21 protein-coding genes are annotated in these 17,303 nt (G+C 59.0%); 7 read left to right on the top strand and 14 right to left on the bottom strand.

All coding sequences use genetic code 11. The features are described from left to right. Window positions 1-237: 237 nt before the first annotated feature. Both K3169_RS00650 and sutA read left to right on the top strand, forming a co-directional pair. Window positions 238-663, top strand: a complete 426-nt coding sequence (locus K3169_RS00650; protein ID WP_263269506.1) for a secondary thiamine-phosphate synthase enzyme YjbQ — start codon at window positions 238-240, stop codon at window positions 661-663. Between the two features lie 100 nt (window positions 664-763). After that, a complete protein-coding gene (gene sutA / locus K3169_RS00645; protein ID WP_027899839.1) occupies window positions 764-1,090 on the top strand; it encodes a transcriptional regulator SutA in 327 nt (108 codons plus the stop codon). 209 nt (window positions 1,091-1,299) lie between these two features. Here the strand turns inward: sutA and K3169_RS00640 are convergent, their stop codons facing one another. Genes K3169_RS00640 through lptM form a run of 6 tightly spaced genes read right to left on the bottom strand, consistent with a single transcriptional unit; the run spans window position 1,300 to window position 5,872 of the window. Further along, window positions 1,300-1,992: an HAD family hydrolase gene (locus K3169_RS00640; protein WP_122396655.1), complete on the bottom strand. Its 693-nt coding sequence runs from the start codon at window positions 1,990-1,992 to the stop codon at window positions 1,300-1,302. Then, window positions 1,985-2,884, bottom strand: coding sequence for a tyrosine recombinase XerC (gene xerC, locus K3169_RS00635; RefSeq protein ID WP_027902915.1), 900 nt, complete (start codon window positions 2,882-2,884; stop codon window positions 1,985-1,987). The genes K3169_RS00640 and xerC overlap by 8 nt, the downstream gene beginning before the upstream one ends. Window positions 2,885-2,886: 2 nt before the next feature. After that, a complete protein-coding gene (locus K3169_RS00630; protein ID WP_122396656.1) occupies window positions 2,887-3,621 on the bottom strand; it encodes a DUF484 family protein in 735 nt (244 codons plus the stop codon). Window positions 3,622-3,634: 13 nt separating this feature from the next. Next, window positions 3,635-4,465, bottom strand: coding sequence for a diaminopimelate epimerase (gene dapF, locus K3169_RS00625; RefSeq protein WP_122396657.1), 831 nt, complete (start codon window positions 4,463-4,465; stop codon window positions 3,635-3,637). 3 nt (window positions 4,466-4,468) lie between these two features. Further along, on the bottom strand, window positions 4,469-5,716 hold the full coding sequence (lysA, locus tag K3169_RS00620) for a diaminopimelate decarboxylase (protein WP_263269504.1): 1,248 nt from the start codon (window positions 5,714-5,716) through the stop codon (window positions 4,469-4,471). A 9-nt stretch (window positions 5,717-5,725) separates the two neighbouring features. Continuing rightward, window positions 5,726-5,872, bottom strand: a complete 147-nt coding sequence (lptM, locus tag K3169_RS00615) for an LPS translocon maturation chaperone LptM (protein ID WP_049827215.1) — start codon at window positions 5,870-5,872, stop codon at window positions 5,726-5,728. Between the two features lie 238 nt (window positions 5,873-6,110). On the opposite strand from lptM, the gene cyaY reads away from it, so the two are divergent. The 3 genes from cyaY to rnk all read left to right on the top strand — a co-directional run bounded on the left by cyaY (window position 6,111) and on the right by rnk (window position 7,225). Beyond that, window positions 6,111-6,443, top strand: coding sequence for an iron donor protein CyaY (gene cyaY, locus K3169_RS00610; RefSeq protein ID WP_099270270.1), 333 nt, complete (start codon window positions 6,111-6,113; stop codon window positions 6,441-6,443). A gap of 2 nt (window positions 6,444-6,445) precedes the next feature. After that, window positions 6,446-6,685 carry a DUF1289 domain-containing protein gene (locus K3169_RS00605; RefSeq protein WP_027902920.1) on the top strand — a complete coding sequence of 80 codons (240 nt, stop codon included), beginning with the start codon at window positions 6,446-6,448 and terminating at the stop codon, window positions 6,683-6,685. A 132-nt stretch (window positions 6,686-6,817) separates the two neighbouring features. After that, window positions 6,818-7,225, top strand: a complete 408-nt coding sequence (gene rnk, locus K3169_RS00600) for a nucleoside diphosphate kinase regulator (RefSeq protein WP_099270269.1) — start codon at window positions 6,818-6,820, stop codon at window positions 7,223-7,225. A 134-nt stretch (window positions 7,226-7,359) separates the two neighbouring features. Here the strand turns inward: rnk and K3169_RS00595 are convergent, their stop codons facing one another. The 3 genes from K3169_RS00595 to K3169_RS00585 all read right to left on the bottom strand — a co-directional run bounded on the left by K3169_RS00595 (window position 7,360) and on the right by K3169_RS00585 (window position 10,587). After that, window positions 7,360-7,986 (bottom strand): LysE family transporter, encoded by a 627-nt coding sequence (locus K3169_RS00595; RefSeq protein ID WP_263269501.1) that lies wholly within the window; start codon window positions 7,984-7,986, stop codon window positions 7,360-7,362. Window positions 7,987-8,072: 86 nt separating this feature from the next. Then, window positions 8,073-8,660 carry a mechanosensitive ion channel family protein gene (locus K3169_RS00590; RefSeq protein WP_027902923.1) on the bottom strand — a complete coding sequence of 196 codons (588 nt, stop codon included), beginning with the start codon at window positions 8,658-8,660 and terminating at the stop codon, window positions 8,073-8,075. 16 nt (window positions 8,661-8,676) lie between these two features. Beyond that, a complete protein-coding gene (locus K3169_RS00585) occupies window positions 8,677-10,587 on the bottom strand; it encodes an ATP-binding cassette domain-containing protein (protein ID WP_099270348.1) in 1,911 nt (636 codons plus the stop codon). 46 nt (window positions 10,588-10,633) lie between these two features. On the opposite strand from K3169_RS00585, the gene K3169_RS00580 reads away from it, so the two are divergent. Then, window positions 10,634-11,098, top strand: a complete 465-nt coding sequence (locus tag K3169_RS00580) for a TIGR02444 family protein (protein ID WP_099270267.1) — start codon at window positions 10,634-10,636, stop codon at window positions 11,096-11,098. Here the strand turns inward: K3169_RS00580 and K3169_RS00575 are convergent. After that, on the bottom strand, window positions 11,095-12,234 hold the full coding sequence (locus K3169_RS00575) for an AlgP family protein (protein ID WP_263269500.1): 1,140 nt from the start codon (window positions 12,232-12,234) through the stop codon (window positions 11,095-11,097). The genes K3169_RS00580 and K3169_RS00575 overlap by 4 nt on opposite strands. Before the next feature lie 217 nt (window positions 12,235-12,451). Here K3169_RS00575 and K3169_RS00570 point away from each other — a divergent pair, with 217 nt between their 5' ends. Continuing rightward, on the top strand, window positions 12,452-13,129 hold the full coding sequence (locus tag K3169_RS00570) for an FKBP-type peptidyl-prolyl cis-trans isomerase (protein WP_027902927.1): 678 nt from the start codon (window positions 12,452-12,454) through the stop codon (window positions 13,127-13,129). 352 nt (window positions 13,130-13,481) lie between these two features. Here the strand turns inward: K3169_RS00570 and K3169_RS00565 are convergent, their stop codons facing one another. The 4 genes from K3169_RS00565 to K3169_RS00550 form a co-directional block, all read right to left on the bottom strand. Beyond that, the gene (locus K3169_RS00565) at window positions 13,482-13,955 is read right to left on the bottom strand and encodes an Rsd/AlgQ family anti-sigma factor (RefSeq protein ID WP_027902928.1); all 474 of its coding nucleotides are present in this window, start codon (window positions 13,953-13,955) and stop codon (window positions 13,482-13,484) included. Window positions 13,956-14,136: 181 nt separating this feature from the next. Then, the gene (locus tag K3169_RS00560; RefSeq protein ID WP_263269497.1) at window positions 14,137-14,667 is read right to left on the bottom strand and encodes a disulfide bond formation protein B; all 531 of its coding nucleotides are present in this window, start codon (window positions 14,665-14,667) and stop codon (window positions 14,137-14,139) included. A gap of 230 nt (window positions 14,668-14,897) precedes the next feature. Then, the gene (locus tag K3169_RS00555) at window positions 14,898-16,142 is read right to left on the bottom strand and encodes a heme biosynthesis protein HemY (protein ID WP_099270263.1); all 1,245 of its coding nucleotides are present in this window, start codon (window positions 16,140-16,142) and stop codon (window positions 14,898-14,900) included. Then, complete coding sequence (locus K3169_RS00550) at window positions 16,139-17,281, bottom strand: uroporphyrinogen-III C-methyltransferase (RefSeq protein WP_099270262.1); 1,143 nt, start codon at window positions 17,279-17,281, stop codon at window positions 16,139-16,141. The genes K3169_RS00555 and K3169_RS00550 overlap by 4 nt, the downstream gene beginning before the upstream one ends. Between the last annotated feature and the right edge of the window lie 22 nt (window positions 17,282-17,303).

Raw genomic sequence — 17,303 nt, 5'->3', positions numbered from 1 at the left:
AAAAAAATGCCCGGTTTACCGGGCATTTTTTTGTCTGGAGTTTGTCGATAGATTGCCTGGTTCAAACCTCTCACCCCAGTACATGAATGGCTTTGCAAGGGGCATTCCTGACAGTTTGCGGAGAGACTGGTCAAGTTGGCGAACAAGCGCTGATGGCTTACAGAAAACACGGATTATTGCGCGCTTTGCTTTTTCTGCCAGCGCGTTAGAATGCGCGCCGAATATGCGGAGAACTGTATGTGGCAACAGACCAGAATTACCCTGCGGGCAAGGCCACGCGGGTTTCATCTGGTAACCGATGAAATTCTCGCAGGCTTGCCGGAGCTGCGAGAGTGTCGAGTCGGGTTGCTGCATTTGTTGCTGCAGCATACCTCGGCTTCGTTGACCATCAACGAGAACGCCGACCCGGCTGTGCGTCGTGACTTCGAGCGCTTTTTCAACCGTCTGGTGCCACAAGGCACCCACGGCTTTGAACATGAGGACGAAGGCCCTGACGATCTGCCGGCGCATTTCAAGGCCAGTTTGCTAGGCTGCCAGCTGGTATTGCCGGTTTCGGCGGGTCGATTGGCGCTAGGCACCTGGCAAGGTGTTTATCTGGGTGAGCACCGTGATGCTGGCGGTGCTCGCAACGTCCTCGCCACCCTTCAGGGTGAACGGGCATAACCGCTGTTTTGCAGCGGATGTTGAATTTCTTCCGGCAGCATTCGTAAACGTACGCAGCTGGGCTATAACTAATCTGCTTTCGCAAGTCATGAGGTAGAACATGAGCGACGATGACAACGACGATCTGGTTGATGATCTGGAAGGTGAAGAGGACGGTGAGGAGCTTGCGGCTGCTCCCGAAGAAGATGGCGCTGATGCCGATGACGGTGCGGAAGCTACGGTAACCCCGACCAAAGGCAAGGCCAAGGCTGCTGTCTCGGTTGATGAACTGCCTAGTGTCGAAGCCAAGAACAAAGAGCGTGATGCTCTGGCTCGTGCCATGGAAGAGTTCCTCGCCCGCGGTGGCAAGGTGCAGGAAGTGGAGGCCAACGTGGTCGCCGATCCGCCCAAGAAGCCTGATAACAAATACGGTAGCCGCCCTATCTAAGGGAGCCTGTTGCCGGATAAGAAAAAGCCCGCTGTCGCTGCGGGCTTTTTTTTGGGTAAATTTTATGGAAGAGACGCGATCCCCTGTGGGAGCTGGGCTTGCCCGCGATAAGGCTGGACTGGGTTCACTTTAGATCGCGTCTAGCCTTATCGTCGGAATGCCGCCCAGACCAAGCCCAGCTCCCACAGTCATCAGCAACCGCACATCACCTACACCCAGCGACTCAACACCCCTGGCAACTGCGTCAGGCTGCTGATCTCGGCGTCAGGCTGCTTGTCTGCTTCCCAAGGCTTACCCGCCGGGTTGTACCAGATCGCTCGCATACCGGCCTGCTGGGCGCCTGCGATGTCATCGCCGGGGTGATCGCCGATGTGCACCGCAGCGCCAGCATCGACATTGGCACGTTTGAGTGCCTCCACAAAGGGAGCAGGGTCCGGCTTGCCGATGCCCAGGTCTTCGGCACAGAGGGCGAAGGCGAAATAATCGGCCAGCCCCAGACGACGCACATCGGCATTGCCGTTGGTGATCACACCCAACGTGTAGGTCGCGGCCAGAATCTCCAGGGTCGGATGGACCTCAGGGAATATCTCGACCTGATGGCGGCCATGCAAAAACACCTCGAAAGCCTGATCAGCCAGCGCTTGAGCTTCAGCCGAGGCATAACCGGCGTCTTCCAGCGCATGGAACAGCACGCGCCGCCGCAGTGCGCTGATGCGGTGTTTGAAGGTCGGATCAGCTTCCACGAGCCGCGCACGAATCTCCCCCAAATGCTCGACAGGCACCGGACCAAGCTTTGGCGCGTTGGCAGCCAGCCAGTCACGCAGGGTGGCTTCGGCGCCGACGATAGCCGGTGCGGTGTGCCATAACGTGTCATCGAGGTCGAAGGTGATCAGCTTAATCATGGTCAGAACCTTTGCGTTTGGCCCGCGGATGGGCGCTGTCGTAGACCGACGCCAAATGCTGGAAATCCAGATGGGTGTAGATCTGCGTGGTCTTGATATCAGCGTGACCGAGCAACTCCTGCACCGCGCGTAAATCCTGAGACGACTCAAGCAGATGGCTCGCAAACGAGTGACGCAGCATGTGCGGGTGCAGGTTTTGCCCTAACTCGCGCTCACCAACGGCCTTGACCCGCTTCTGAATGGCGCGCGGCCCAAGGCGTCGACCCTGCTGGCTGATGAACACGGCGTCATCCTCAGGATTGGCCAGCGCTCGCAATGCGATCCACGCCTGCAGCGCTTCACGGGCCTTCCTGCCCACCGGCAGAACGCGGGTCTTGCTGCCTTTGCCGAGCACTTGCACCAGGCCTTCGCTCAGGTCCAGTTGCTCCATGTTCAAACCGGTCAGCTCGGACAGGCGCAAGCCCGACGAATAGAACAACTCCAGAATCGCCTGATCACGATGGGCGAGGAAATCGTCTTCGACCCCGCCGTCCAGCAGTTGCAGGGCACGGTCGGTATCGAGGGTTTTCGGCAGGCGTCGTTCGCCTTTGGGGGGCGACAGGCCATTGGCCGGGTCGTGCTCGCAGATGCCTTCGCGATTGAGGTAGTGATAAAGCCCACGTACTGCGGAGAGCAGGCGGGACAGGCTGCGCGAGGATTGGCCCTGCTGATGCTGGCGGGCGATCAGACTGCGCAGATGTTGAATATCCAGCGCAGCCCAACTGTTCAGCTGTTGCTTCTCGCAGTACGCCAGCACCTTGTTGAGGTCACGGCGATAGGCTTCAAGTGTGTGTGGCGACACTTGGCGCTCACTGCGCAAATGTGTGCAGTAAGCGTCCAGCTGTCGTTCCATCACTAGCGAACCGAGCGTAGGGAGTGGGTGAAGCGCGGCAGCAGACGGCTCAGTACATCGGCGATGTAGTTGAGAAACAGGGTTCCCACCGAGCTTTTGTAATGCTGCGGATCGCGACTGCCAATGGCCAGCACGCCATGCAGGCCGAGATGGCTGAGGGTTGCGACGGCGGTGGAGCCGACTTCCTTGCCTTGCTCGGCACCGAACAGGAAGGTCAGCTCGTGCTCACGCAAGGCGCCACACACGGTCTTGTCGCCGATCAAACCACCGATAGCTTTTTGCGCATCCACACTGCTAACCCAACGGCCAACCGGCATCGCGCTGTCACTGAACAAAATCAGGCTGACAAAAGGCACCTGAAAGTCCTGCCGCAGGCTGTCTTCAACGGCGATCACGATTTCTTCGAGACTGCTGGCGTCCATCAATGCCAGGTTGAGGCGGCGGGTCTTTTCGAACAGCCGGTCGTTGTCCCGAGCGACGTCCATCAGTTGAGACAGACGATGGCGCATCTCGATGTTGCGCTCGCGCAGCAGCTTGAGTTGACGCTCGACCAGGGAAACGGTGTCGCCGCGCTGATGCGGGATACGCATCGAAACCAATAACTCGTCGTGCTCGGCAAAGAAATCCGGGTGATCGAGCAGGTAAGCGATGATCGCCTCTGCTTCAAGGTTTGGCGCTGCCGTATCGACCGGCGATTCGCCAGACTTGTCGGTTGAAGTCTTAGGCTTGTCAGTCATCGCTTTTGCTCACTCATAGACGAACCTGGCCTTCATAGACCCGTACAGCGGGACCGGTCATCAGGACCGGATGGCCCGGACCAGCCCACTCGATAGACAGACGTCCACCCGGCAGATCGATCAGCAGAGGCGAATCCATCCAGCCCTGGCTGATCGCCGCAACGGCTGCCGCACACGCACCAGTACCACAGGCCTGGGTTTCCCCGGCTCCGCGCTCCCAGACACGCAATTGCGCACGCTGACGATCGACGACGTAGAGAAAGCCTACGTTGACCCGCGCCGGAAAGCGCGGATGGTGTTCAATTTTCGGACCCAGTGCATGCACGGGCGCGTTGTTGATGTCGTCCACGCGCAACACCGCATGGGGGTTGCCCATGGACACCGCGGCCAGCTCGACCGTCTGGCCGTCAACGTCGACGCTGTAGCTCAATGCCTGCTCGGTGGCCTGAAACGGGATGTCCGCCGGGACCAGCCGTGGCGGCCCCATATCGACGCTGATCTGCCCGTCATTGCGGATTTCCAGCTCAATAATTCCGCTTTTGGTTTCGACCTTGATCAGGCGCTTGGCGGTCAAACGCTTGTCCAGCACGAAACGCGCAAAGCAGCGGGCACCATTGCCGCACTGCTCAACCTCGGAACCATCGGAGTTGAAAATCCGGTAGCGGAAATCGACATCCGGATTGGTCGGGGTCTCAACCAGCAACAGCTGATCGAAACCGACGCCGGTGTGCCGGTCACCCCATTGTTTGGCGTGCTTGGGCAAAATATGCGCGTGCTGGCTGACCAGGTCCAAAACCATGAAGTCGTTGCCCAGGCCATGCATCTTGGTAAAACGCAGCAGCATGGGTTACTCCGGCAGCAGGCTTTCGCCAGCAAACAGCTCGGCCACGGTCTCGCGGCGGCGTACTTCGAAAGCCTGCGAGCCGTCGACCAACACTTCAGCGGTGCGACCGCGGGTGTTGTAGTTCGAGCTCATGACAAAACCGTAGGCACCGGCCGAATGCACGGCCAGCAGATCACCTTCAGCCAGAGCCAGTTCGCGGCCCTTGGCGAGGAAATCGCCGGTTTCGCAGATCGGCCCGACGATGTCGTAGGCGCGAGGCGCGCTGTCACGTGGGCGAACGGCAGTGACGTCCATCCAGGCCTGATACAGCGCCGGGCGAATCAGGTCGTTCATCGCCGCATCGACGATGGCGAAATCCTTGTGCTCGGTATGCTTGAGGTACTCGACCTGAGTCAGCAGCACGCCCGCGTTGGCAACGATGAAGCGGCCGGGTTCGAAAACCAGTGACAGGTCACGACCTTCCATCCGCTCACGCACGGCCTTGATGTAATCCGAAGCCAGCGGTGGCTCCTCATCGCGATAACGCACGCCAAGACCGCCACCCAGATCGATGTGGCTCAGCAGGATGCCGCAATCGCAAAGACGATCCACCAGCGCGAGCAGGCGATCAAGCGCGTCAATGAACGGCTCAAGCGTGGTCAGTTGCGAGCCGATGTGACAATCGACGCCGATGACTTCCAGATTCGGCAACTGTGCAGCGCGGATGTAGACGTCTTCAGCATCAGCGATGGCGATGCCGAATTTGTTTTCCTTGAGGCCGGTGGAGATGTACGGATGCGTGCCAGCATCGACGTCCGGATTGACGCGCAGCGAGATCGGGGCACGAACGCCCATTTCGGCCGCGACAATCTGCAGACGCTCAAGCTCGTCGGTGGACTCGACGTTGAAGCAGTGCACGCCCACTTCCAGCGCGCGGCGCATGTCATCACGGGTCTTGCCGACCCCTGAAAACACGATCCTTTCTGCTTTGCCGCCTGCAGCGAGCACTCGCTCCAGTTCGCCACGGGAAACAATGTCGAAGCCTGAACCCAGACGCGCCAGTACGTTGAGCACGCCCAGGTTGGAATTGGCTTTGACGGCGTAGCAGACGAGGTGCGGCATACCGCTCAGGGCATCAGCATAGGCGTTGTATTGCGCTTCGATGTGAGCGCGGGAGTAGACGTAGGTCGGCGTGCCGAAACGCTCGGCAATGGCAGACAACGCTACACCTTCCGCGAACAGCTCACCATCGCGGTAGTTGAAGGCGTCCATGTAATTCCCTTAAAGATGCTTGTGCGATTGCGACTTGGCCTGGTCATCGGAAGATTTCTGGTCATCCGGCAGATACAACGGGCCTTTTTGGCCGCAGGCAGTAACAAGACAAGCGACCGCGACAAGCGCAGCAAGCGAAGAGATCAGGCGCTTCATGGCGAAATCCTTTGTAAAAGCATTAATTGCGCCCGAGTATACCGGCCACCCAGCGGCTTGCCTACGTGGCCGGGTTCCCGTCCGGCGGGGCTTTGACGCTCCGCCACTGATTCAGTGGTAGCCAGAGCGAATTATTGGCGCTGTGTTGTTCGTTGGGCGGGTAAGCTTTGCATTTGCTTCAAAGCGACCGTATCTTGCGTCGCTGCGCCAACAGCAGACACTTTTTGAGGTTCCCCTGATGAGTTTGACCGAAGCCCGCTTTCACGACCTGGTCGATGCCACCCAGCAAAATCTGGAAGATGTTTTCGACGAGAGTGGTCTGGATCTGGACATTGAAAACTCGGCCGGTGTGTTGACCGTCAAGTTCGAAAATGGCACTCAGCTGATTTTCAGCCGTCAGGAACCCCTGCGTCAGCTGTGGCTGGCAGCGCGTTCGGGCGGCTTTCACTTCGACTACGACGAAGAAGAGCAGCGCTGGAGTTGCGACACCAGCGATGAGCTGTTGAGCGAAATGCTCAAGCGCTTCACGCTGGAGCAGGCTGGCGTCGAACTAGACTTCGACGAGATTTGAGCGTGACCGCTACTTCCGTCCGACCGCCCAAGCCGCTGTACAGTAACGTCAGCCCGGCAGTGCCTTCGCCTTGCATCAGCCTGTGCCGGCTCGACGAGCAGAAAGTGTGTCTCGGTTGCTTCCGCCATGTGGAAGACATCCGTGAATGGCGCTCGGCAGACGACAATCGACGCCGACAGATTCGCGCCAATGCAGACCAGCGCCGAGAAGTGGCTGACGCTACTCAGTCTCCCGACGCATAACGGTCTTGCCGGGTTGTGTAATGCCCCTGCTGTGTTAGTGTCCAGACATGCTTCATCGATGAAGCCCTTCAAAACCCCGCCACTTCAGGCGGGGTTTTGTTTTATGCAGCGCAGAAAAAGGAGCCTGCCAACATGTCGACACAACCTTCCATCATCCTGACCCGGCTGGACGTGCAGCGTCTTGAACAGTTGATCGAGAGCCTTGAGGAAACCACTCCCGGCCTCGAAGCCCTGCAAGCCGAGCTGGACCGCGCCGAGCAAGTGGTCAGCCACGAAGACGTACCCGCCGGTGTCGTGACCATGAATTCAAAAGTGCATTGCCGCGAAGAAGTCAGTGGCAAGGATTACCACTTGAAGCTCGTCTACCCGAAAGATGCCGGTGCCGAGGACACAGTCTCAATCCTCGCACCTATTGGCTCAGCCTTGCTGGGCCTGCAGGTCGGCCAGCACATCGACTGGCCCGCCCCGGGCGGCAAGACCCTCAAGCTGACATTGCTGGCGGTGGAGTATCAGCCGGAGGCGGCGGGGGAGTATTTGTAATCTTCAGAGCGGGTCAAAAGTCTGAACGGCCCCCTGTGGGAGCCGAGCTTGCTCGCGATAAGGACGACACAGTTTAAAAGTCAGGTCGCGTTATCGTTCATCGCGAGCAAGCTCAGCTCCCACAAAGGTTGCTGCTACGCCCTGTGCAGCGTCGCCAGGAAACCCGCAGCGCCCACGAACAAACCGGCAAAGGTCCGGTTCATGCGGCGTTGCTGTTTTGGGGTCTTGAGCGCACGCAATACCTTCGAAGCCAGCCCGGTATAGCCCGCCATGACGATCATGTCCACAGTGACCATTGTTGCTCCGATGGTCAGGTACTGGGCGAGCAGCGGTGCGTTAGGGTCGATGAACTGCGGCAGGATTGCCAGCATGAAGACCATTGCCTTCGGGTTACTGATGTTCACCAGAAACCCGCGGACGACCAACGCCATGGGTTTACCAACAGGCCGAATGGTCGAATCTTCGGACAGGTCTGCAGGCAGCGCCCGCCATTGTTTGATGCCCAGATACACCAGATACGCCACACCAAACCACTTGATCAGCGTGAATGCCATGTCCGAGGCAGCGAGCACCGCCCCGAGGCCTGCAGCGACAATTGCGATCTGTGCCGCCAATGCGATCTGCAGGCCCAAGGCATTCCAGTAGCCGCGCCAGAAACCATAACGCAAGCCGCTGGACATCGACGCGATAGCGCCTGCACCCGGCGACAGACTGATCACCCAACAAGCAGCAAAGAAAGCCAGCCATGTATCAAAAGACATTACACACCTCGGACAAACACCAATGCCCGATAAGCTAGTGGCTTCTCGGGCAATTGACTAGATTCAGCAGGGGGGTGCCGCGAAAATTAATTTTCCGGCGTTTTGTCGACCGCAATGGTCGGGAAGCCATCGGAACCGCGCCAGCGACGCACCGACTTCTGGAAAAACTGGCTGTTGGGGACCTGCACCAGCGCGCCACCGGCCTCGGGAGGCTCGATCAGGGTGGTGAACATCAGGTTGATTTCCAGCACGCGGCCTTTGACGCCCGGCTTGTCGAGGGTGTCGACCAACTCGACCACATCGCCAATTCGAAACGGCCCGATGGTGTAGATCAACACGGCGCAAAGCAGGTTGGACAACACGCTCCACATGGCGAAGAACGCCACCGCAGCGACCGCCACGAAGCCTGAGAGGGCGGTCCAGAGTACCGTGGCAGAAACCCCGAGCTGGCCCAGCACAATCACGAATGCACTACCCATGATGAACCAGCGTAAACCACCGCGCAGTGGCAGCAGTAGTTCAGGGGGCAACGGATAGCGCTCGCCGAGACGCGTCAGAAAACGCCCCACCAGCCGCTGCGCCATGTAACCGGCGACCAGAATCAGCAGTATCTGCAATCCCAGCCAGATCGGCTCCACCCAGTGCGGCGGAACCAGCGATGCAAATGCTTCCATCAGTCCCTCGACGTGCTCACGAAAGTGCTTCCAGTTCAGCCTGCATGGACTCCAGCAACTCCAGAGCCTCCATCCACGACTCTTCCAACTCGCCTTCACTCACTTTGAGCTTCGCCTGTTCGGCGAGCAAATCACGCAGTTTGTCTTTGTTGGCCGCTTCGTAATTGGCGCTGTCGGCCAGTTCCGCCTCAACCTTGGCGAGCCGCTCGTGCAACGTGCCAAGGTCGCGCTCAAGCTTGTCCGCCAACTTCTTGTGCGGAGCCAACTGCTGACGCAGCGCAGCCGCTTGCTGGCGCTGGGCCTTTTTATCGGTCTTGTCGACGTTGATCGGCGTATTGCTGACCGGCGCATTGCGCAGCCGATACTCAGCCAGCCAGCGTGCGTAATCTTCCAGGTCGCCGTCGAACTCCTGAACACGGCCGTCAGCGACCAGCAGGAAATCATCGGTCGTACTTTTGAGCAGATGCCGATCGTGGGAGACCACCAATACCGCGCCACTGAATTCCTGAAGGGCCATGGTCAACGCCAGTCGCATCTCCAGATCCAGGTGGTTGGTAGGTTCATCGAGCAGCAACAGGTTCGGCCGGTCCCACGCGATCAACGCCAGGGCCAGACGCGCCTTCTCACCACCCGAGAAATTCAGCACCGGCTCATCAAGACGTCCGCCGCGGAAGTCGAAGCCACCCAGGAAGTCACGCAGCGTCTGCTCGCGCTCGGTCGGAGCGATACGTTGCAGGTGCAGCATCGGGCTGGCCTTGGCATCCAGCGAGTCCAGCTGGTGCTGGGCAAAGTAGCCCACCACCGTGTTTTCGCCCCGAGCCATGTGGCCGCTCAAAGGTTCGAGTTCACCCGCAAGGTTTTTGATCAGGGTCGACTTACCCGCGCCGTTCGGCCCGAGCAAGCCGATACGGGCACCCGGGGTCAGTTGCAGCTTGACCTTCTCCAGCACCGCTCTATCGCCATAACCCAAACGCGCATCGGACAGATCCAGCAACGGGCTGGAAATCTTGCTGGACTCACGGAAAGTGAAGTCGAATGGCGAGTCCACATGCGCCGCGGACAGCTCTTCCATACGCTCCAGAGCCTTGATCCGGCTCTGTGCCTGCTTGGCTTTGGTGGCCTGAGCCTTGAAGCGCGTGATGAACTTTTCCATGTGCGCGCGCTGCGCCTGCTGCTTCTCGTAGGCCTGTTGCTGCTGGGCCATACGTTCCGCACGGGCGCGCTCGAAAGCGCTGTAGCCGCCGCGATAGAGGGTTATTTTGCGCTGATCGACGTGCGCGACATGGTCAACCACGGCATCCAGAAAATCCCTGTCGTGGGAGATCAGCAGCAGCGTGCCGGGATAGCTCTTCAGCCAGTCCTCCAGCCACAGGATCGCATCGAGATCCAGGTGGTTAGTCGGTTCGTCGAGCAACAACAGATCCGAAGGGCACATCAAGGCTTGCGCCAGGTTCAGGCGCATCCGCCAGCCACCGGAGAAATCTCCGACCGGCTTTTCCATCTGTTCATTGCTGAAGCCCAGCCCGGCCAGCAACTTGCGGGCCCGTGCATCGGCGGTATAGCCGTCGGCGCTATCCAACTCCGAGTGCATACGTGCCTGGGCTGCGCCGTCCTGAGCAGCTTCAGCTTCAACCAGCAGGCGCTGCACCTCGCGCAAGCGCAGGTCGCCATCGAGGACATAGTCCACGGCGATGCGTTCAAGGGTGTCGACCTCTTGGCGCATGTGTGCGATACGCCAGTCGGCGGGCAGCAGACAGTCACCGGCATCGGGGGTCAGTTCACCCCGAAGCAAAGCGAAGAGGCTGGATTTACCGGCGCCATTGGCACCGATCAGGCCGGCTTTTTGACCGGCGTGCAGGGTCAGCTCGGCGTCTTCTAGCAGACGTTGCGGGCCACGCTGTAAGGTAAGGCTTTGAAGTCGAATCATAATGGCGGCGGAGTCTACCAGCTTCGTCTCAAACAGGTAGCGCACTATGCCTTCTGACCTTTGGAGTTTCACCCTCGATTTGTATGCCAGGCCGGGTGTCGAGCAGGCTTGTCTGAGCCTGCAGGCCAGCGGCGCCAATGTTTGCCTGCTGTTGTGCGGCGCATGGCTGAGTCAACGCGGTGTCGTTTGCACAACCGAACGCGCGCTGGAAATCGGACAGTTGGCCACGCCCTGGCATGACGACGTGGTGCGCCCGCTCCGGGAATTGCGCACGCAATGGCGCAACAGCGCTCAGCACGATACGCCCTTGAGCGTGCTACGCGAGCAAGTCAAAGCCCTGGAACTGGAGGCGGAACGAGAACTGCTGAGGAGGCTGGAAGCGCAGACACTGAAATGGTCGGCACAGGAAACCGCAGAACAAGGGGATTGGTTGATTTGCCTGGCGGGCGAGGCCGCCGGGCAAAATCACGACGCGCTGCAGGTGCTGCGCGTCGCGATGGACCGGCCTTAGGAAGCGCTGGTCGGGGTGCTGCTGTTGGATGCCGAAGGCGCAGGCGTCGCAGCAGTGGCTGGCGCTGGAGCAGGGGTTGCAGTCGCAGCGGGAGCAGTCGGCGTTGCAGGTTTGGCAGCGACTGGCTTGGCAGCAGCGGGTTTAGCGGCAGGCTTCACGGCTGGTTGCGCCGCAGTTGGCTTGGCGACAGCTGGTTTAGCAGCGGGCTTGGCTGCGGCTGGTTTGGCAGGAGCCTTGGCCGGTGCTTTCACAGCCGGCTTGGCGGCAGCAGTTTTAGCAGCAGGTTTCGCAACTGGCTTGGCTGCGCTTGCAGCAGGTGCTTTGACGGCTGGCTTGGCAGCAGCGGCAGGTTTGGCTGGCGCTTTCGCTGCGGCAGGTTTTGCCGCTGCAGTTTTGGCCGGGGCTTTAGCAACTGACGCTGGCTTTGCTGTCGTGGTTTTCGCAGGGGCTTTGACTGCGGTTTTAACGGCTGGCTTGCTGGCTGGTTTTGCTGCGGCAGCCGGTGCTTTGGCGGCCGGTTTTACGGCTGCTTTGGCTGGCGTTGCTTTGGCAGGAACAGCCTTGGCAACCGTTTTCGCGGCAGGCTTGGCGGCCGCTACTTTGGCAGGTGCTTTGACTGGAGCCTTGGCCGCAGTTTTAGCGGGAGCTTTTGCAGCAACGGTTTTGGCCGCTGGTGCTTTGGCTTTTGCAGCGACCGCTTTGGCCGGAGCTGCTTTGGCAGGAGCCGGTTTAGCGGCACGGCTGTCCAGCGCCTTGCTGACGGCTTCCTTGACCCGGCCAACGCCTTGAGCCAGTTTCAGGCTTTCCTGAGCGTCGCGCTTGAGCTGCAGGATGTAGCCGCGAGTTTCGCTCTGGCGCTCTTTCAACGCGTCCAGCAACTCTTCAAGTTCAGCCACGGCAGACTTGGCCTTGCCTTGTGCCTTGGCTTTACCAGCGGTGGCTGCGTCTTGCAATTTGGTACGCGACTTGTGCAGTTTTTCCTGCGCTTTACCACGTTGTTTTTCAAGCTTGGCGAGCAGTTTTTCCGCATCAGCCAGCGCTTGGGAGCAGGCGTCTTCGAGGTGTTCGAGCAGGCTGCTCGACAGCTGTTGTAGCAAATGCAACGGGGTATTTACTGGCTTGTTTTTGGCCGACATGACTTACCTCCAGGCTGACTGATTTGCGGCCCATACTAGACCTCTGCCCGCAGCGCCGCTAGGGCATCTTGACAGCATGAAACGCTCCCTGTTGCATACCCGGATAAATGCTTGTTGCAGTCACTGCCAATGCAGTGCGAAATTCATCTTCAAACACTCATCACACACGGGCCATTGCACTGGCATAATCGCTGCCTTCCCAGGCCGGAGAGCATTCATGTCGCGCTACCTGTTAACGTCGTTGTTCCTGTTGTTGCCGGTGGCTCAGGCTGTGCACGCCGCACCTTCCAGTGAGGCACACGATCTCGCCTACAGCCTCGGCGCAAGCCTGGGTGAGCGTTTGCATCAGGAAGTGCCGGACCTTGATCTGCCTGCCCTGATTGAAGGCTTGCAGCAGTCTTACCAAGGCAAACCTCTGGCGCTGAAGAAGGAGCGCATCGAGCAGATCCTGCGCGAACATGACGCCGCCGTGGCCGAAGCCGAAGCGTCAGGCAGCGTCGAGCCGCTCAGCGAAGCTGCAATGGAAGGCGAACAGAAATTCATGGCCAGCGAAAAAGCCAAACCCGGTGTCACCGAGTTGGCAGACGGCATATTGATGACCGAACTGGTCGCAGGCAAAGGCCCCAAGCCAAGCGTTGATGGCCGGGTTCAGGTTCGCTACGTCGGTCGTCTGCCAGATGGCACCGTCTTCGACCAAAGCGCCCAGCCACAATGGTTTCGCCTCGACAGCGTAATCAGCGGCTGGACCACTGCACTGCAAAATATGCCCGTCGGTGCCAAATGGCGCCTGGTCATTCCTTCGGCTGAAGCTTACGGCGCAGAGGGTGCCGGTGACTTGATCGATCCATTCACGCCGCTGGTGTTTGAAATCGAACTGGTTGGGGTGTCGCAGTAATCATCCAGCACTGAACTCTGTGGGAGATTCTCAGTTGGCCTGCAAACACAAATCCGTGGGAGCGAATTCATTCGCGAAGGGCCGGCACATCCGCAGCTGATGTATCGCTTGAAATGCCGCATTCGCGAATGAATTCGCTCCCACAGGTTCCACAATCCCGCAGGACCGGCTTTAGCCGGGAGGGCGTCGGTACATTCGCTAAGTTTTCTTCGTCAGAAATACCGCTCTCCCGGCTAAAGCCGATCAAGCTTGAAGACAACAGAATCTCCCACAGTGAGATTCAATTTTAATCCCGACAGAAACAAAAAAGGGGTGCCCACTGGCACCCCTTTTTTCATTCACGCAGAAGTCATCAGGCTTGAGTTGCCGCTTCTTCCTTGTGGGAGTTGTGGAGCACCTCGATCAGGCAATCCTCCAGCTCGAAACGCTCATGCAACAAGCCGCCCAGTTTGTTGAACTCCGCAGCAACAACGGTGCAATCAGAGCAGTCGCCATTGTCGCAGCGATCATTGAAGGCCAGTGCGGACTCAGTGATGACTTTCAGACGCGGGTAGATGGTATCTGCCAGCTCAAGACCACGCTCATCATTGAAAGCCTTGGCTTCACTGTTGAGCTGCTCATAGATTTCGAAGTGCCCGGCCGAAACATAATCGACAAGTACTTCGCAGAATTTCTGAAGGCCTTCACGATCCGCCGCCAAGGCTTCGGGTGTGTCACCGAGAGCATCGTAGACGCGTATCAGTTCAAGGCGATCCTGCAGCCAGCGATCAATCAGCTTATTGACCCCGCCCCAGCGTTCCTGCGCGTTCTGACAGCTTTCCAACATGATGATCACTTCCCTTCAGGGGCATGCAGTCTGCGCAGGCCTGGTTTTGATCTCGTCGGCGTCGACGACACAGGCTTTGTGGGCAACAGATGATGCATATATCCAATAACGCTTGCGGGCCAGATTATGCCCGCACGACCAGCCCATCAAGGTACGCAGGAGATAAAGTTCATACAAGTGTTTAATCCCCGGCCCGACTTTCGGCAGTCGGAGCGCGGACCGAAGCGTTGAACAGTGCGTACAGCATGACCAGCGCCAGGCCCACAAAAGCCAGCAAACTCCACTCAGGCAAACTGATGCCGAACAAAGACCAGGAAATTTCCGCACAAAACGCGGCATCACTGCGCAATCTGTCGACCTGCGAATGAAGCGAGAGCATATCCAGCAGCCGTTCGACCTGCGCAATCACCTCTGCGGTCTGGTCGATGGTTGCCGTCTGCAGCCAGACTTGCCCACCGGCTATTGCCGCACCCGACAAGGTGAGCAGCAGGATGACAGCACTGTAAGCCCCGCATCCTGCCCGGCCTGGCGCATGGATTGTAGCGATGAATGCCACAAGACCACTGGCCACGAAGACGGCACGCTGCCACAGACAAAGCACACAAGGTGAGAGCCCGACGACAACACACTGCAGATAAACAACAGAGCCGACGATCATTGCACAGGCAATAAACACCAGAAAAAACAGGGAGCGTGTGCGAGCCAGTTGCATGGCAAATCCGTAACCAGAGACGAAGGCAGTTACGGTAGTGAAAGCGCTCAACCCTTTCAAGGCACCAGCGTAAGGATACGTCCCTGTTTAGGTGGGCATTTGCAGACGATGGATGCACGCTTCATCACGATCTCTTGAAGGACAGTGCCTACAAAAAGCAAACACAAGAGACTTTTCCTACATAGACGGCCAAAACACATCTCAAGCAGCCAGAGATCCTGGCTGTTTGATCAGCCTGCCAAGGCGGGGAGTGGTCGTGCCAGCAGTCGCTCGTCAAGCAAGCCCAAGCCTTCCTGGAAGAGCTGGTTGCTGCGCTCGGTCTCGCCTAATTGGCCAAGCAGACGCGCCAGCTCTGCACAGGTTTCCGGATTGCGCTGTAATCGCAGGCTGGTTTCCAGATAGTCCCGGGCCTTGCCCCACAAACTGCTTTGCAGGCAAAGCCGGCCCAGGGTCAGCAGCAGGCTCGGATCATCAGGATGGTTTTTCAACCAGCCCTCTGCGGTTTGAAGCTGCCGTGAAGGATCGCTGCCGCGCACCAGACCGTACAGACGAGCGAGGTGGCTGTTGTACTCACGTTTAAGCGCAGCACGCAGCGCCTCTTCGGCCTGTGCGTCTGCGCCTAACCGGCGCAGCTGCTCGGCATAAGCCAGCACCAGTTGCGGCTCCTGACGTTGCGCCGAGGTCAAGCCTTTCCAGGCGCTATCGAGACCGGGCAAACCCGCGGAGCTACCGTTTTCATCATGCTCGCGGTAGGCCGCCAGCGTGAGGTTTTCACCCCAGGCGCGTTTCTCCAGTTCCGCCAGCTCCTGCGGTGGCAGAACCTTGTCTTTCCGCAGTTCAGGCATGAGTTTGATCAACGCAGACCATTCACCGCGCTCGCGATACAGCCGCTGTAGCTGACGCAGAATTTGCGCGTTGTGAGGATGGCGTTCGTTCATGGCCTGCAATGTCACCAACGCGCCATCGCTGTCGCCACGGTCCTGCTGCAACTGGGCGTGGCTCAGAGCAACCGCCAGCTCTGCTTGAGGCTGACGTTCAAGGGCGCGCTCGAGCAAGCTGTCGCTCTCATCGTAATGGCCTAGCTCGTTGGCGGCGCGAGCCGCACCGAGGTAATACAGCAAGGGCTGCGGCTCTGATTCGGCGGCACGATGCAAATGGCGCTGTGCGCTGGCCCAGCGGCCTTCGACCAGATCCATTTGACCTTGCTCGATCGCCACCTGAATGCGTCGGCTGCGATTGCGCCGCGACCATGGATTTGCGACCGAACCGGACGTCGTGAGCAGACGGACCAGCAGACGCACCACGACAAGCACCAGCCAGATGGCAAACAACAGGCCCAATGTGGCCCACAGACTGGATTCGTAGCGGAAGTTTTTATAGGCAATCAGGACGTAGCCGGAATGCTCGGCAATCGCCACACCAATCGCCGCAGCTACGGCGATTGCGATGAACAACAGCACATAGGCACGTTTCATGGGCTGGTCCCCTCGCGGGCTTCAGCAGGTTGGCTTTTCACGGCTGCCGGCGCACCGGCCGAGGCATGACGCCGCTCAAGATAGGCCTGAACGGCACTGAGGCTCTGGGCGAGATCGGGAGTCATCACCGAAACCGGCTGTTTGGAAAGCTCGTCCAGACGCGCCGAGAGCATCTTGCTCTGGGAGTCATCTTGATTGAAGTTGGTGCGCAACACCTCTTTCGCCTCAGCCAGAGCGTGTTCAAACACTTGTGGCTGGCCATTAAGGGCTGCCCACTGCGCCTGCTCAAGCGCAAGGCTCAGCGCGAGACGAACCTGGGTAAGGCTTTGCCCGGCCAGTAACGGGCGGATGTTTTTGTCGGCGTTGAAATCGATGCGAATGTAGTGGGAGATCTCATTCCACCACTGCACGAGATGGCTGTCTTCGCTTTTGCCATCGGTCAATCCGAGCAGCGACTCGCCCTTGTCTTTGTATTCCGGGGCCAGCTCATTGAGTTGGGCGACTTGATCACGCAACGCTGCAAGCTGCAGGAACAGACCGGTACGGTCCGGCTGATCGATGCTGCGCAGCGACGCCAGGCTTTTCGCCAGTTGATCACGGGCGGCAAAGGAACCTGGATCATCCTGCTCGCGAAGAATCTCGTCAGCGCCCTGCACCAACGCCTGAGCGCTGTTGATGTCCTGCAATGCAGAGAGGCGCAAGCTCGCCAGACGCAGCAAATGCTCGGCCTCGGCAAGACGCCAGTCCTTGCGGCTGGCACCGAGTACGGTTTCCAGTCGCTGGCTCAAGCGTTGCTGATCGCCTTGCAACTGTGCAACCAGACGCCGACGCTCTTCCAGCTCATCGGCAGGAGGCAATTGCGCCAGCCGCTCGGAGAGCTGTTTCTCGCTGGTTTGCAATGTCAGGGTTTGCGCGGCGATATCCTGCATTTGAGTGCGTTGCAGTTGATGGCTCGCCTGAACAGCGCGCAGTTGCCATACCCCCCAACCGGCGACGGCGATGCCAGCAACGCCAAATAACAAAGCCAGCACCACCAGCCCGTTGCTGCGTCCGGCCGGACGCTCAGGGCGCAATGGGTCGGGTGTCGGTGGTGTCAGCACAGATTCGGAATCATCTTTAGGCAAGGCTGTTTCGCTCACGTATCCATCCTTTGCATTTGGG

Origin of the sequence: Pseudomonas phytophila, assembly GCF_025643095.1 — a bacterium.
In the GTDB taxonomy this organism is placed as follows: Bacteria; Pseudomonadota; Gammaproteobacteria; order Pseudomonadales; family Pseudomonadaceae; genus Aquipseudomonas; species Aquipseudomonas quasicaspiana.
The sequence above is the reverse complement of the archived record's forward strand: the minus strand, read 5'-3'. Positions and strand labels throughout refer to the sequence as shown.

Excerpts from the sequence above, each read along its gene's own strand:
- sutA (WP_027899839.1), top strand. The coding sequence starts at position 764 with ATGAGCGACGATGACAACGACGATCTGGTTGATGATCTGGAAGGTGAA.
- K3169_RS00630 (WP_122396656.1), bottom strand. The coding sequence starts at position 3,621 with ATGACTGACAAGCCTAAGACTTCAACCGACAAGTCTGGCGAATCGCCG.
- dapF (WP_122396657.1), bottom strand. The coding sequence starts at position 4,465 with ATGCTGCTGCGTTTTACCAAGATGCATGGCCTGGGCAACGACTTCATG.
- lysA (WP_263269504.1), bottom strand. The coding sequence starts at position 5,716 with ATGGACGCCTTCAACTACCGCGATGGTGAGCTGTTCGCGGAAGGTGTA.
- lptM (WP_049827215.1), bottom strand. The coding sequence starts at position 5,872 with ATGAAGCGCCTGATCTCTTCGCTTGCTGCGCTTGTCGCGGTCGCTTGT.
- K3169_RS00565 (WP_027902928.1), bottom strand. The coding sequence starts at position 13,955 with ATGTTGGAAAGCTGTCAGAACGCGCAGGAACGCTGGGGCGGGGTCAAT.
- K3169_RS00650 (WP_263269506.1), top strand. The coding sequence starts at position 238 with ATGTGGCAACAGACCAGAATTACCCTGCGGGCAAGGCCACGCGGGTTT.
- cyaY (WP_099270270.1), top strand. The coding sequence starts at position 6,111 with ATGAGTTTGACCGAAGCCCGCTTTCACGACCTGGTCGATGCCACCCAG.
- K3169_RS00595 (WP_263269501.1), bottom strand. The coding sequence starts at position 7,986 with ATGTCTTTTGATACATGGCTGGCTTTCTTTGCTGCTTGTTGGGTGATC.
- rnk (WP_099270269.1), top strand. The coding sequence starts at position 6,818 with ATGTCGACACAACCTTCCATCATCCTGACCCGGCTGGACGTGCAGCGT.
- xerC (WP_027902915.1), bottom strand. The coding sequence starts at position 2,884 with ATGGAACGACAGCTGGACGCTTACTGCACACATTTGCGCAGTGAGCGC.
- K3169_RS00575 (WP_263269500.1), bottom strand. The coding sequence starts at position 12,234 with ATGTCGGCCAAAAACAAGCCAGTAAATACCCCGTTGCATTTGCTACAA.
- K3169_RS00585 (WP_099270348.1), bottom strand. The coding sequence starts at position 10,587 with ATGATTCGACTTCAAAGCCTTACCTTACAGCGTGGCCCGCAACGTCTG.
- K3169_RS00590 (WP_027902923.1), bottom strand. The coding sequence starts at position 8,660 with ATGGAAGCATTTGCATCGCTGGTTCCGCCGCACTGGGTGGAGCCGATC.
- K3169_RS00640 (WP_122396655.1), bottom strand. The coding sequence starts at position 1,992 with ATGATTAAGCTGATCACCTTCGACCTCGATGACACGTTATGGCACACC.
- K3169_RS00570 (WP_027902927.1), top strand. The coding sequence starts at position 12,452 with ATGTCGCGCTACCTGTTAACGTCGTTGTTCCTGTTGTTGCCGGTGGCT.
- K3169_RS00555 (WP_099270263.1), bottom strand. The coding sequence starts at position 16,142 with ATGAAACGTGCCTATGTGCTGTTGTTCATCGCAATCGCCGTAGCTGCG.
- K3169_RS00580 (WP_099270267.1), top strand. The coding sequence starts at position 10,634 with ATGCCTTCTGACCTTTGGAGTTTCACCCTCGATTTGTATGCCAGGCCG.
- K3169_RS00560 (WP_263269497.1), bottom strand. The coding sequence starts at position 14,667 with ATGCAACTGGCTCGCACACGCTCCCTGTTTTTTCTGGTGTTTATTGCC.